A 12,041-nucleotide genomic window follows, 5' to 3' on the forward strand; every position below is an offset into this window, starting at 1 on the left:
TGCCGACTTCGCCGCCCTCAGCACGCGATCCGACAGCTCGCCGGGGCCCAGGGCTCGGGCGAGTGCCAGCCCGCCGACCATCAATGCGATGTCCGCCAGGGTCTTGTCGGTTTCTTCAGGGCTGGCAGCGAGCTGCGCCACCATCAGTTCGACGTGTTCCGCCAGTGCGTTGCGGAAGTCGTCGGACAGACGCGCCATCTCCCCGATCGCCGTCGGCAACGGGCATGCGCGGTCTTGTGCATCGCGGTGCCTTCGCGACAGGTAGAACGCCGCCAGCAGCGCACGGCGCTCTTCACCCGGCAATCGGTCGTCGATGCTCGCCACCATCTCGCGGCGTTCGGCCAGCAACTGGCTGAACGCTTCCAGCATCAGCGCTTCCTTGCTGTCGAAATGCGCGTAGAAGCCGCCCACCGTTAGCCCGGCTGCGCCCATGATCTCGTTGACGCTGGGCTCGATCGGGCCGCGCGCGATCAATGCGGTGCTGGCAGCAGTGAGAATACGTTTGCGGGTCTGTGCTTTTTTGTCATTCATGACCGCCTCCGGGAGGATGGCGATAATATTATCTTCATCATGTGCCTTGGCAAGAACGCATCGGGCATTTGAGATGACTGACAGGCGGACGGGATGAGGGATGAACGAAGACGAGATCAACCAAGAAGGGACTGAGAACTCAAACCCCGGAAAAACAAAAGGCCATTCAATAATCGAATGACCCTTGGTCTCGCAGAGCGAGAAATCGTGGCGTCCCCTAGGGGACTCGAACCCCTGTTACCGCCGTGAAAGGGCGGTGTCCTAGGCCACTAGACGAAGGGGACGCAAAACCTTCAGTCAGGTTCGTCGTGCCGCAATGACGAACCCTGGCGAAATTGGTGGAGCTTAGCGGGATCGAACCGCTGACCTCCTGCATGCCATGCAGGCGCTCTCCCAGCTGAGCTAAAGCCCCGAATTTACGCCTCTCGGCGGAGATCAGCTTTAACAACGGCCTCACTCGGTAAAACTGGCGTCCCCTAGGGGACTCGAACCCCTGTTACCGCCGTGAAAGGGCGGTGTCCTAGGCCACTAGACGAAGGGGACGTAACCCTTGTGTACCGCATCGGTGCTGGTTCCGAAGCGGGACAAACTTCAAGGCATTGAAACTAACCTTGAAGCTTCTAATTTGGTGGAGCTTAGCGGGATCGAACCGCTGACCTCCTGCATGCCATGCAGGCGCTCTCCCAGCTGAGCTAAAGCCCCACAATACACTTACGTAGAACGCCGCGTTACCGCGTGTTTCTGCGTTGCCGTGTGGACGGGGCGCATATTAAGTGCGACCCACAAAGCTGTCAAACTCTTTTTCAAACAATTCCAAAAGAATTTTCCGGGATAACAATCACTTACCGCCTCCCGGAAAAACGCCGCACGCCGGGCCATCGGGCGATCGCTCAATGGCCCGGGCTCGCCCAGGTAGCCAATCAGCCGATGGCGCCGAGCAGCTTTTCCCACTCTTTGTTCTCTTTCTTGGACACGCCGCCCAGCATGTCCAGCGCCTGGCGCAGACGGAAACGGGTCAGGTCCGGGCCCAGAATCTCCATCGCATCGGTGACCGATACCGAGTTCGCCTGACCGGTAATGGCCGCAAACATCAGTGGCATGGCGTCACGCAGTTTCAATTCCAGGTGCTCGACCACTGCCTGAATGCAACCGGTGATCTTGTCCTTCTCCCACTGACGCAGGGATTCCAGCTTCCACAAAATCAGCTGAATGATCTGGCGCACCTGTTCCGGCGACAGCTTCTTGTGCTCGAACAGCTTGGCGTCCGGGGTCACGCCACCGGCGAAGAAGAAACCGCCCAGCGGTGCGATCTGGCTGAAGGTCTCGACCCGGCCCTGAACGTGGGGGGCGATCTTCATCATGTAGTCGCTGTTGAACGCCCACTTCTGCACACGGGTGGCGAACTCTTCCACCGGCAGTTCACGCAGCCACTGACCGTTGAGCCACGACAGTTTCTCGATGTCGAAAATCGGGCCGCCCAGGGACACGCGGGTCAGGTCGAAGTGCTCGACCATTTCGTCCAGCGAGAACTTCTCGCGCTCGTCGGGCATCGACCAGCCCATGCGACCGAGGTAATTGAGCATCGCTTCCGGCATGAAGCCCATGCGCTCGTAGAACGTCACCGAGGTCGGGTTCTTGCGCTTGGACAGCTTGCTCTTGTCCGGGTTACGCAGCAGCGGCATGTAGCACAGCGCCGGTTTTTCCCAGCCGAAGTATTCGTAGAGCAGGATCAGCTTGGGCGCCGACGGCAGCCACTCTTCGCCGCGCAACACGTGAGTGATGCCCATCAGGTGGTCGTCGACGACATTGGCCAGGAAGTAGGTCGGCAGGCCGTCGGTCTTCATCAGGACCTGCATGTCCATGCGGTCCCACGGGATTTCGACTTCGCCACGCAGGAGGTCCGGCACTACGCAGACGCCTTCGCTCGGCACCTTCATGCGGATCACATGGGGTTCACCGGCGGCCAGGCGGCGCTCGACTTCTTCTTTCGACAGCAGCAGCGCGCGGCCGTCGTAGCGCGGGGTTTCACCACGGGCGGTCTGCTCGGCGCGCATCTGGTCAAGCTCTTCAGCGGTGCAGAAGCACGGGAAGGCATGGCCGGCGTCGACCAGTTCCTGCACATACTTCTTGTAAATGTCGCCGCGCTCGCTCTGGCGATACGGACCATGGGGACCGCCGACGTCGGGGCCTTCGCTCCACTCGATGCCGAGCCAGCGCAGGGCGTCGAAAATCTGTTGTTCGGACTCGCGGGTCGAGCGCAGTTGATCGGTGTCTTCAATGCGCAGGATGAATTCGCCGCCATGCTGCTTGGCGAAGCAATAGTTGAACAGCGCGATGTAGGCCGTGCCAACGTGGGGGTCGCCGGTGGGCGATGGCGCGATGCGGGTGCGAACGGTGGTCATGGAAAATCCCGGATAGGTCGAACAAGCCGCGAATATTAACAGGCGCGGCCTGCGCGGCTCCAGCACCGGCGCTTGATGGACCGCAGAATCGTGGCGATGGCAGGACAAGCGGCCCCGCCCTCGCCGCCCGGCACACGTTGCGACGCGTGTTAAAACGAATGCCTCGCCATCAGTGGCGGTCATGATCGCGACGATGGCTAGGTGCCAGAGCCGTAACCCTGATAAATTTGCTTACATTCCAATAATCCAGAACGCCCATGCCCGCCCAACTCAAGCGCCGCCTGTTCATTTTCTTCGTGGTGGTCCTGCTGATCGCCCTCGCCTTCTTCGCCCAGTGGTACCTGAAGGGACGCTTTCACGAGTCCACCGACAACGCCTACGTGCAGGGTGAAATCACCCGGGTGTCCAGCCAGCTCGGCGCGCGGATCAACGAGGTGTTGGTGCAGGACAACCAGCACGTGGAAAAAGGCCAGTTGCTGGTGCGGCTTGAGCCGGATGATTTCCGCCTGGCCATCGACCGGGCTCAGGCGACACTGGCAACCCGCGAAGCGGAGCGTCTGCAAGCGCAGAGCCGTTTGACCCAGCAGTCGAGCCTGATCGCCGCCAGCGATGCGCAGGTGCAAGCGAATCAGGCGACCCTCGGGCGCACGCAACTGGACCTGGCGCGGCTGCAAAAACTGCGCACGCCGGGCTTCGTTTCGGAAGCCCAGGTCACGACCATGACCGCCGACAGCAACGTCGCCCGCTCCCAGGTCACCAAGGCCCAGGCCGACGCCCAGAGTCAGCGCCAGCAGGTCAACGCGCTGAACGCCGAGATCAAGCGCCTCGACGCGCAGATCGCCACCGCTCGCGCCGACCTGGCCCAGGCGCAGATCAATGTGCAGCGCACCGAAATCCACTCGCCCCTCAGCGGGCTGGTCGGCCAGCGGGCGGCGCGCAATGGCCAGTTCGTTCAGGCCGGCGCGTACCTGCTGTCGATCGTGCCTGACGAAGACATCTGGGTGCAGGCCAATTTCAAGGAAACCCAGATCGAGCACATGGAGATCGGTCAGGTCGCCCAGCTGACGTTCGACAGTTTTCCCGGCACGCCCATCGACGGCCGCGTCGACAGTCTCTTTGCCGCCTCCGGTGCCCAGTTCAGCCTGCTGCCGCCTGACAACGCCACGGGCAACTTCACCAAAGTCGTGCAGCGCATACCGGTCAAGCTGACGTTCGCGCCGGACAACCCGCTGCACGGCAAGATCCGCCCGGGCATGTCGGTGACCGTTTCAGTCGATATCCGGCCGCCGAACGACGCCCGACATGGCCAGTGACGAGCTGATCCGCCCGGTCGGCGAGCCGACCCGGCGCGACTGGATTGCCGTGATGAGTGTGATGCTCGGCGCGTTCATGGCGGTCCTCGATATCCAGATCACCAACTCGTCGCTCAAGGACATTCAGGGCGCGCTGTCGGCGACCCTGGAAGAAGGCTCGTGGATTTCCACCTCGTACCTGGTGGCGGAAATCATCATGATCCCGCTGACGGCCTGGCTGGTGCAGCTGCTCTCGGCGCGGCGCCTGGCAGTCTGGGTGTCGGTGGGGTTTCTGCTGTCGTCCCTGCTCTGCTCAATGGCCTGGAGCCTGGAGAGCATGATCGTCTTTCGCGCCATGCAGGGTTTCACTGGCGGCGCGCTGATCCCCCTGGCGTTCACCCTGACCTTGATCAAACTGCCGGAGCATCACCGGGCCAAGGGCATGGCGCTGTTTGCCATGACCGCCACCTTCGCCCCCTCCATCGGCCCGACCCTGGGCGGCTGGCTGACGGAGAACTTCGGTTGGGAGTACATTTTTTACATCAACATCCCGCCGGGGCTGGTGATGATTGGCGGCCTGCTGTACGGCCTGGAGAAAAAGGCGCCGCACTGGGAATTGCTCAAGAGCACCGACTACGCCGGCATCCTCACCCTGGGCGTCGGGCTGGGCTGCCTGCAGGTGTTTCTTGAAGAGGGGCATCGCAAGGATTGGCTGGAATCGAACCTGATCGTCGGGCTGGGCAGCATTGCGCTGGTGAGCCTGATCAGCTTTGTGATCATTCAGTTTTCCAAGGCGAAACCGCTGATCAACCTGGGCATTCTCGGCAACCGCAATTTCGGTCTGTCGAGTATTTCCAGCGTGGGCATGGGCGTCGGCTTGTATGGCTCGATCTATCTGCTGCCGCTGTATCTGGCGCAGATTCAGGGCTACAACGCCCAGCAGATCGGCGAGGTGATCATGTGGATGGGCGTGCCCCAGCTGTTTCTGATTCCGCTTGTGCCGCAACTGATGAAGGTTATTTCGCCGAAGTTGCTGTGTACGCTGGGGTTTGGTCTGTTCGGGCTGGCAAGCTTTTCGTCCGGCGTGCTCAATCCGGATTTCGCCGGGCCGCAGTTCAATCAGATTCAGCTCGTGCGAGCGCTGGGTCAGCCGCTGATCATGGTGACCATTTCCCTGATCGCCACAGCGTTCATTCAGCCCCAGGATGCGGGGTCGGCGTCGAGCCTGTTCAACATTCTACGCAATCTGGGCGGCGCCATCGGCATTGCGCTGCTGGCAACGTTGCTGGATGCGCGAACCAAGACCTACTTCGACTATTTGCGCGAATCGATCTCCCCTGCCAACCCGCAAGTCGCCGAACGCATGGCAATGCTCACCGACCGGCTGGGCAGCGAAACGGCGGCCCTGGGCAAGCTCAGCGAGATCGCCCATCAACAGGCAGCGATCATGGCCTACAACGACGCGTTTCATTTTGTCGGGATTGCCTTGGGGGTCAGCATGCTGGCGGTGCTGTTGACGCGGAAGTTGCCGTCGGGGGTCAAGAGTGGCGCGGCGCACTGACACGCGCCGCCCCTTGAATCAAACTGCCAGCAAGCGCTCTCGAAGTTTGCCGATCTCGTCCCGCATCTGTGCTGCGGCTTCGAATTCCAGGTCGCGGGCCAGTTGGTACATCTTCTCTTCCAACTGACGAATGCGCTTGGTGATTTCGCTCGGCGAGCGCAGTTCGGCTTCGTACTTGGCGTTTTCCTCGGCGGCCTTGGCCATGCCCTTGCGCTTCTTGCTGCGCGAGCCGGGCACGGTGGCGCCTTCCATGATGTCGGCGACGTCCTTGATCACGCTTTTCGGCGTGATGCCGTTGGCCAGGTTGAAGGCGATCTGCTTTTCGCGACGGCGATCGGTTTCGCCAATCGCGCGCTCCATGGAGCCGGTGATGCGGTCGGCGTACAGGATCGCACGGCCGTTGAGGTTACGCGCGGCGCGGCCGATGGTCTGGATCAGCGAGCGCTCGGAACGCAGGAAGCCTTCCTTGTCGGCATCGAGAATCGCCACCAGCGACACTTCCGGCATGTCGAGGCCCTCGCGCAGCAGGTTGATCCCCACCAGCACGTCGAAGGTGCCCAGGCGCAGGTCGCGGATGATCTCGACGCGCTCGACGGTGTCGATGTCCGAGTGCAGGTAACGCACGCGCACGCCGTGGTCGGCCAGGTAATCGGTGAGATCTTCGGACATGCGCTTGGTCAGCGTGGTCACCAGCACACGCTCCTCGATCGCCACGCGCTTGTGGATTTCCGAGAGCAAGTCGTCGACCTGGGTCAGCGCCGGACGGATTTCGATCTGCGGGTCCACCAGACCGGTCGGTCGCACCACCTGCTCGACGATGCGGCCCGCGTGCTCGGCCTCGTAGTTACCCGGCGTCGCTGACACGAAAATGGTCTGCGGGCTGACATTCTCCCACTCATCGAAACGCATCGGCCGGTTGTCCAGCGCGGACGGAAGGCGGAAACCATATTCCACCAGCGTCTCTTTACGCGAACGGTCGCCCTTATACATGGCGCCGACCTGGGGCACGCTGACGTGGGATTCGTCGATCACCAGCAGCGCATCAGCGGGCAAGTAATCGTACAGCGTCGGCGGCGGCGCGCCGGAAGGACGGCCGGACAGGTAGCGCGAGTAGTTTTCGATGCCGTTGCAGTAACCCAGTTCGAGGATCATCTCCAGGTCGAAACGGGTGCGCTGCTCCAGACGTTGCGCCTCCACCAGCTTGTTGGCGCCGCGCAGGTATTCCAGACGTTCCTGCAGCTCGACCTTGATGCCTTCCATCGCGTCCAGCAGGGTTTCCCGCGGGGTCACGTAGTGGCTCTTCGGGTAGAAGGTGAAGCGCGGCAGTTTGCGAATGACCTCGCCGGTCAGCGGGTCGAACGCCGAAAGGCTTTCGACTTCGTCATCGAACAGCTCGATGCGGATGGCTTCCAGATCAGATTCAGCCGGAAAAACGTCGATGACGTCGCCGCGCACCCGAAAGGTCGCCCGGGCGAAATCCATGTCGTTGCGGGTGTATTGCAGGTCGGCCAGACGGCGCAGCAAGGCGCGCTGGTCGAGCTTGTCGCCGCGATCCACGTGCAGAACCATGCGCAGGTAGGTTTCCGGACTGCCCAGACCGTAGATGCACGACACCGTGGTGACGATGATCGAGTCCTTGCGCTCCAGCAACGCCTTGGTCGCGGACAGGCGCATCTGCTCGATGTGGTCGTTGATCGACGCGTCCTTCTCGATGAAGGTGTCCGACGACGGTACGTAGGCTTCCGGCTGATAGTAGTCGTAGTAGGAAACGAAGTATTCGACCGAGTTGTTCGGGAAAAACGCCTTGAACTCGCCGTACAGCTGGGCGGCCAGGGTTTTGTTCGGCGCCAGCACCAGGGTCGGGCGCTGCACTTGCTGAATGACGTTGGCGATGCTGAAGGTCTTGCCCGAACCGGTCACGCCGAGCAGGGTCTGGTGCGACAGGCCGGCGTCGATGCCTTCGACCAACTGACGAATCGCCTCCGGTTGATCGCCGGCCGGCTCAAAACGGGTAACGAGCTGAAACTCGGACATAACGTACCTCTGGAGGGGCCACTGCCAGATACATCCGGCAGCAACGCAATTGAGCACGAACGGCTGATCCCGCCAGGGAAAAGACGTACATAGAAGAAAGTGATGGGACTACAAGTGGAGTCGACTGCGCCACCTTTCAAGCCACCCTCCGCAGATTAGTCCGCGGCACGGGACTAACGGTCGAAAAATTTCGCGAAAAACCCGGAAAAACCGGTCCCGGCCTGTCGCCCGCACTGGCGAGGGGCTTTATACTTGCTCCCCGTTTGTGCACCGCTCTAGTGCAATCGGCTGGAGCGACGCGACCCATTCACTCCCCACTCAGAGCCCCCGCACAATGAGCCTGTTCTCCGCTGTCGAAATGGCACCACGCGATCCTATCCTGGGCCTCAACGAAGCATTCAACGCCGATACCCGTACGACCAAGGTCAACCTGGGTGTAGGCGTCTACAGCAACGAAGAAGGGAAAATTCCGCTGCTGCGCGCCGTTGTCGAAGCGGAAGAAAACCGGGTAGCTCAACATCTGCCCCGCGGCTACCTGCCGATCGATGGCATCGCTGCCTATGACAAAGCTGTGCAAACCCTGCTGTTTGGCGCCGAGTCGCCGCTGCTGGCCTCGGGCCGGGTGATGACGGTCCAGGCGGTCGGCGGCACTGGCGCTTTGAAAATCGGCGCTGACTTCCTCAAACAGCTCTCCCCTGACGCCGTCGTGGCGATCAGCGACCCGAGCTGGGAAAACCACCGCGCGCTGTTCGAGACTGCCGGTTTCCCGGTGCAGAATTATCGTTACTACGACGCCGCCACCCATGACGTGAATCGCACGGGGATGCTGGAAGATTTGCAGAACCTGCCGTCCGGCTCGATCGTCGTGCTGCACGCCTGCTGCCACAACCCGACCGGCGTTGACCTGACCCTGGAAGACTGGAAGAAGGTCCTAGAGGTACTCAAAGCCAAGGGGCATGTGCCGTTTCTGGACATGGCCTATCAGGGCTTCGGTGACGGCATCGACGAGGACGCTGCGGCGGTACGTTTGTTCGCGCAGAGCGGCATGACGTTTTTTGCTTCCAGTTCGTTTTCGAAGTCGTTTTCGCTGTATGGCGAGCGGGTCGGTGCGTTGTCGATCGTGACCGATTCGAAAGAAGAGACGGCGCGGGTGTTGTCGCAGGTGAAGCGTGTGATCCGCACGAACTATTCGAACCCGCCGACCCATGGTGCGTCGATTGTGGCGACGGTGTTGAACAGCCCGGAGTTGCGTGCGAAGTGGGAGGCGGAGCTGGGCGAGATGCGCCTGCGGATTCGCGGGATGCGTGAGGAGATGACCCAGCGTCTGGCGAATAATGCGGCGGGGCAGGATTTCAGTTTTGTCGCGCGGCAGCGGGGGATGTTTTCGTATTCGGGTCTGACGACGCCGCAGGTTCATCGTCTGCGCAATGAGTTCGGGATTTATGCGTTGGATACCGGGCGGATTTGTGTGGCGGCGTTGAATCAGGGGAATATCGGGGCGGTTACAGCGGCGATCCTGGCCGTTATCTAAAAAGCAGCGCTGGCGCTTGGGAGATCAAGATCAAGATCAAGATCAAGATCTGGATCACAAGCGTCTGCCTGGGGGCAGACGTTTCGCCTTCGGCGAGTTACTTGGAAAAGCACCCCAAGTAACCAAGGGTGCTTGCTCCTGGTTGGGTTCCTCCTGCGTCGGAATACCCTCACTCCGACGACGCTCCGTGGGCCCGCGCCGAACGGACATCCATGTCCTGACGGCGCTCTCGCCGCATCCATGCGGCTCGGCCCACTCCGCGTCGTCTGCGTTCAGCCTGCACCCAAGTCGCGATTGGCGGTGTCTGGACTTTCTGTGTACGAAGATCAAAAGCAGATCAAAAGCAGATCAGAAGCAGATCAGCAGCAGATCGACAGCTTCCTGGTTGAAGCCGGTCCCACAGGGGTACGCGGTGTTTAGTGGGACTGGCTTTGGCCGGGAAGGCGTCGGTGGGCACGCTACGAAATTGCCGATCAGCACTTTGATCGAACCCTTGCCCTTAGTTGCCCTCGATATCTGTACGTCCCGTGAACGGGATATGACAGAAGAGGTGCATATGGCTACCCAGAACAGTGATCAAACCGTCAACCGCAACGATCCAGCGATTAATCCAGAAACGCCGGACAGTACCCTGGCGCAGAACGATGCGTTGAGGAACCAGGGCGGGTCGCAGAGCCAGTCCGAGGACGGCGCGCAGAGTCAGGAGAACGATGGCAACCTGACGGGCGAGAACAGTTTCACACCTGATTTCGAGCCTGAAGAGCATGAGTCTCCGGACACCACCAAAGAGGAACGGCAGACCGGTGAGCTGGATAAGGACATCGATACGGCGGGGGGTTGAGGTGATTCTCTGAATGCTTGCCTGATCCCACCCGAGCCGGCTTGCTGGCGAATGCCGAGTGTCAGCCGACCGTTTCATAACTGAACTGACGCGTTCGCCAGCAAGCCGGCTCCTTGTCAGGTGGAGCGCAGCCATTCCCGCACATCCACAACCTTGTGCCGTCGCCATCCGCTCACTCTCGCGGATCTTTCATTGCGTAGCACCCTAACAAAACGGCACCATCACGCCTTCGTCTGCGCCCGCAGACCTGCCTGAAGTTCATCCCCGGAGCGTTGTCGATAATGGTCCAGCCCGCCACTCAGGATGCCCCGCGCGTCGGTAATAAGCTCACGCCCCGCGAATTTCGCGGCATGGCGGCGATTCTGATGTCCATCGCCTTGGCGACCCTCGACACCGCCATCGCCAACACTGCCCTCCCCGCCATCGCGGCTGATTTGCACGCCTCGCCGGCAGCGTCGGTATGGATAATCAACGCTTACCAGCTCGCCGCCGTCGCCACGCTGTTGCCGTTCGCGGCGTTGGGGGGTGTGCTTGGCCATCGCAAGGTGTATCTGGGCGGGCTGATTCTTTTCGTGGTGTCTTCGGCACTGTGTGCGCTGTCCTGGTCATTGCCCACGCTGACCATCGCCCGCGTCCTGCAGGGCATCGGTGCCAGCGCGATCATGAGCGTCAACGCCGCGCTGATCGGCTCGATCTTCCCCCACGAACGGCTCGGCCGCGGGCTGGGCATGAATGCGCTGGTGGTGGGCACCTCGTTCTCCATCGGTCCGACGGTTGCCTCACTGGTGTTGTCGGTGGCGAGCTGGCCGTGGCTGTTCGCAATCAACCTGCCCATCGGCCTGTTTGCCCTCGTGTTCGCCTGGAATTCGCTGCCCGCCACCCGCCTTGGCAGTCTGACCTTCGACCGCTTCACTGCGGTGCTCAACGTCATCACCTTTGGCGCGCTGATCTTTGCCCTGAGTCAGGCGGCGCAACTGGGCTCCATGACCAGCGTGCTGATCGCCCTGGCGGTTTTTCTGGTGGGCGGCGCATTGATGCTCAAGCGCGAGGCCGGGCACCCTGCGCCGATGTTTCCCCTGGATTTGCTCAAGCGGCCGCTGTTTGCGCTGTCGGCACTGACGGCGTTCTGTTCGTTCGCCACCCAAGGCCTGGCCTTCGTCTCGCTGCCGTTCTTTTTTGAAAGCACCCTGAGCCGCGACCCGATCCAGACCGGGTTTCTGATGACGCCGTGGTCGGTAGTGGTGGCGATGATCGCGCCGTTCGCCGGGCGCCTGTCTGACCGTTACGCCCCTGGGCTGCTGGGCGGGATTGGCCTGGCCATGCTCTGCCTGGGAATGATTTCCCTGGCAACCATGCCCGCCGATGCCAGCGTGATGTCCATCATCGCGCGGATGATGCTGTGCGGCATCGGCTTCGGTTTCTTCCAGGCGCCGAACCAGAAAGCGTTGATGACCAGCGCGCCGAAGGAACGCTCCAGCGGCGCCAGCGGCACGATTGCAACGGCACGCCTGATCGGCCAGGCCACGGGCGGGGCGCTGGTGGCCTTGAGTTTCGGCATTTCCAGCACCCACGGCCCCGTGCTGGCCTTGAGCATCGGCGCGGGCTTTGCCGCAGTGGGGAGTGTCGCAAGCGGTTTGCGTCTGGTGACCAAAAACACCGCCAACCCGCGGGTGTGAAGTGCAGGCCTTCTGCACCTTGTAGGAGAGAGCTTGCTCGCGATCGCGGTGTGTCAGTTGATTCACCTGTAACTGGCACGCCCTGATCGCGAGCAAGCTCACTCCTACAGGATGACCGGCAGTTGCGCCGGGGCAGCGCCGGGCCAGGGCAGGATCAGGCAATCATCGCGTAG

At 61.6% G+C, this 12,041-nt stretch carries 8 protein-coding genes and 4 tRNA genes; 5 read left to right on the plus strand and 7 right to left on the minus strand.

Going from position 1 to position 12,041, the window contains the following annotated elements:
* From BMY98_RS04065 to gltX, 6 genes are all read right to left on the minus strand, one after another.
* Positions 1-531: TetR/AcrR family transcriptional regulator (locus tag BMY98_RS04065; protein WP_074885050.1), on the minus strand; the 531-nt coding region annotated here is incomplete at its 3' end.
* Between the two features lie 208 nt (positions 532-739).
* Positions 740-815, minus strand: a tRNA-Glu gene (locus BMY98_RS04070).
* A 52-nt stretch (positions 816-867) separates the two neighbouring features.
* Positions 868-943 (minus strand) — tRNA-Ala (locus tag BMY98_RS04075).
* A gap of 55 nt (positions 944-998) precedes the next feature.
* A tRNA-Glu gene (locus BMY98_RS04080) sits at positions 999-1,074 on the minus strand.
* Positions 1,075-1,157: 83 nt separating this feature from the next.
* Positions 1,158-1,233, minus strand: a tRNA-Ala gene (locus BMY98_RS04085).
* Positions 1,234-1,451: 218 nt separating this feature from the next.
* Positions 1,452-2,933, minus strand: a complete 1,482-nt coding sequence (gene gltX, locus BMY98_RS04090; protein WP_074885052.1) for a glutamate--tRNA ligase — start codon at positions 2,931-2,933, stop codon at positions 1,452-1,454.
* Between the two features lie 257 nt (positions 2,934-3,190).
* Here gltX and BMY98_RS04095 point away from each other — a divergent pair, with 257 nt between their 5' ends.
* Positions 3,191-4,246, plus strand: a complete 1,056-nt coding sequence (locus BMY98_RS04095) for an HlyD family secretion protein (RefSeq protein ID WP_074885055.1) — start codon at positions 3,191-3,193, stop codon at positions 4,244-4,246.
* Entirely contained in the window at positions 4,236-5,786 is a 1,551-nt protein-coding gene (locus BMY98_RS04100; protein ID WP_074885060.1) for an MDR family MFS transporter, read from the plus strand. Before BMY98_RS04095 ends, BMY98_RS04100 begins: the two co-directional genes overlap by 11 nt.
* Positions 5,787-5,804: 18 nt before the next feature.
* Here BMY98_RS04100 and uvrB read toward each other — a convergent pair whose 3' ends face one another.
* Positions 5,805-7,820, minus strand: a complete 2,016-nt coding sequence (gene uvrB / locus BMY98_RS04105; protein ID WP_074885065.1) for an excinuclease ABC subunit UvrB — start codon at positions 7,818-7,820, stop codon at positions 5,805-5,807.
* A 334-nt stretch (positions 7,821-8,154) separates the two neighbouring features.
* Here uvrB and BMY98_RS04110 point away from each other — a divergent pair, with 334 nt between their 5' ends.
* From BMY98_RS04110 to BMY98_RS04120, 3 genes are all read left to right on the plus strand, one after another.
* Positions 8,155-9,351: an amino acid aminotransferase gene (locus BMY98_RS04110; protein ID WP_074885068.1), complete on the plus strand. Its 1,197-nt coding sequence runs from the start codon at positions 8,155-8,157 to the stop codon at positions 9,349-9,351.
* A gap of 556 nt (positions 9,352-9,907) precedes the next feature.
* On the plus strand, positions 9,908-10,192 hold the full coding sequence (locus tag BMY98_RS04115) for a hypothetical protein (RefSeq protein WP_074885071.1): 285 nt from the start codon (positions 9,908-9,910) through the stop codon (positions 10,190-10,192).
* Between the two features lie 350 nt (positions 10,193-10,542).
* Positions 10,543-11,868 (plus strand): MFS transporter, encoded by a 1,326-nt coding sequence (locus BMY98_RS04120; protein ID WP_074885347.1) that lies wholly within the window; start codon positions 10,543-10,545, stop codon positions 11,866-11,868.
* Positions 11,869-12,041 lie beyond the last annotated feature (173 nt).

The sequence above is a fragment of the Pseudomonas graminis genome (assembly GCF_900111735.1).
In the GTDB taxonomy this organism is placed as follows: Bacteria; Pseudomonadota; Gammaproteobacteria; order Pseudomonadales; family Pseudomonadaceae; genus Aquipseudomonas; species Aquipseudomonas graminis.

Excerpts from the sequence above, each read along its gene's own strand:
- gltX (WP_074885052.1), bottom strand. The coding sequence starts at position 2,933 with ATGACCACCGTTCGCACCCGCATCGCGCCATCGCCCACCGGCGACCCC.
- BMY98_RS04095 (WP_074885055.1), top strand. The coding sequence starts at position 3,191 with ATGCCCGCCCAACTCAAGCGCCGCCTGTTCATTTTCTTCGTGGTGGTC.
- BMY98_RS04100 (WP_074885060.1), top strand. The coding sequence starts at position 4,236 with ATGGCCAGTGACGAGCTGATCCGCCCGGTCGGCGAGCCGACCCGGCGC.
- uvrB (WP_074885065.1), bottom strand. The coding sequence starts at position 7,820 with ATGTCCGAGTTTCAGCTCGTTACCCGTTTTGAGCCGGCCGGCGATCAA.
- BMY98_RS04110 (WP_074885068.1), top strand. The coding sequence starts at position 8,155 with ATGAGCCTGTTCTCCGCTGTCGAAATGGCACCACGCGATCCTATCCTG.
- BMY98_RS04115 (WP_074885071.1), top strand. The coding sequence starts at position 9,908 with ATGGCTACCCAGAACAGTGATCAAACCGTCAACCGCAACGATCCAGCG.
- BMY98_RS04120 (WP_074885347.1), top strand. The coding sequence starts at position 10,543 with ATGGCGGCGATTCTGATGTCCATCGCCTTGGCGACCCTCGACACCGCC.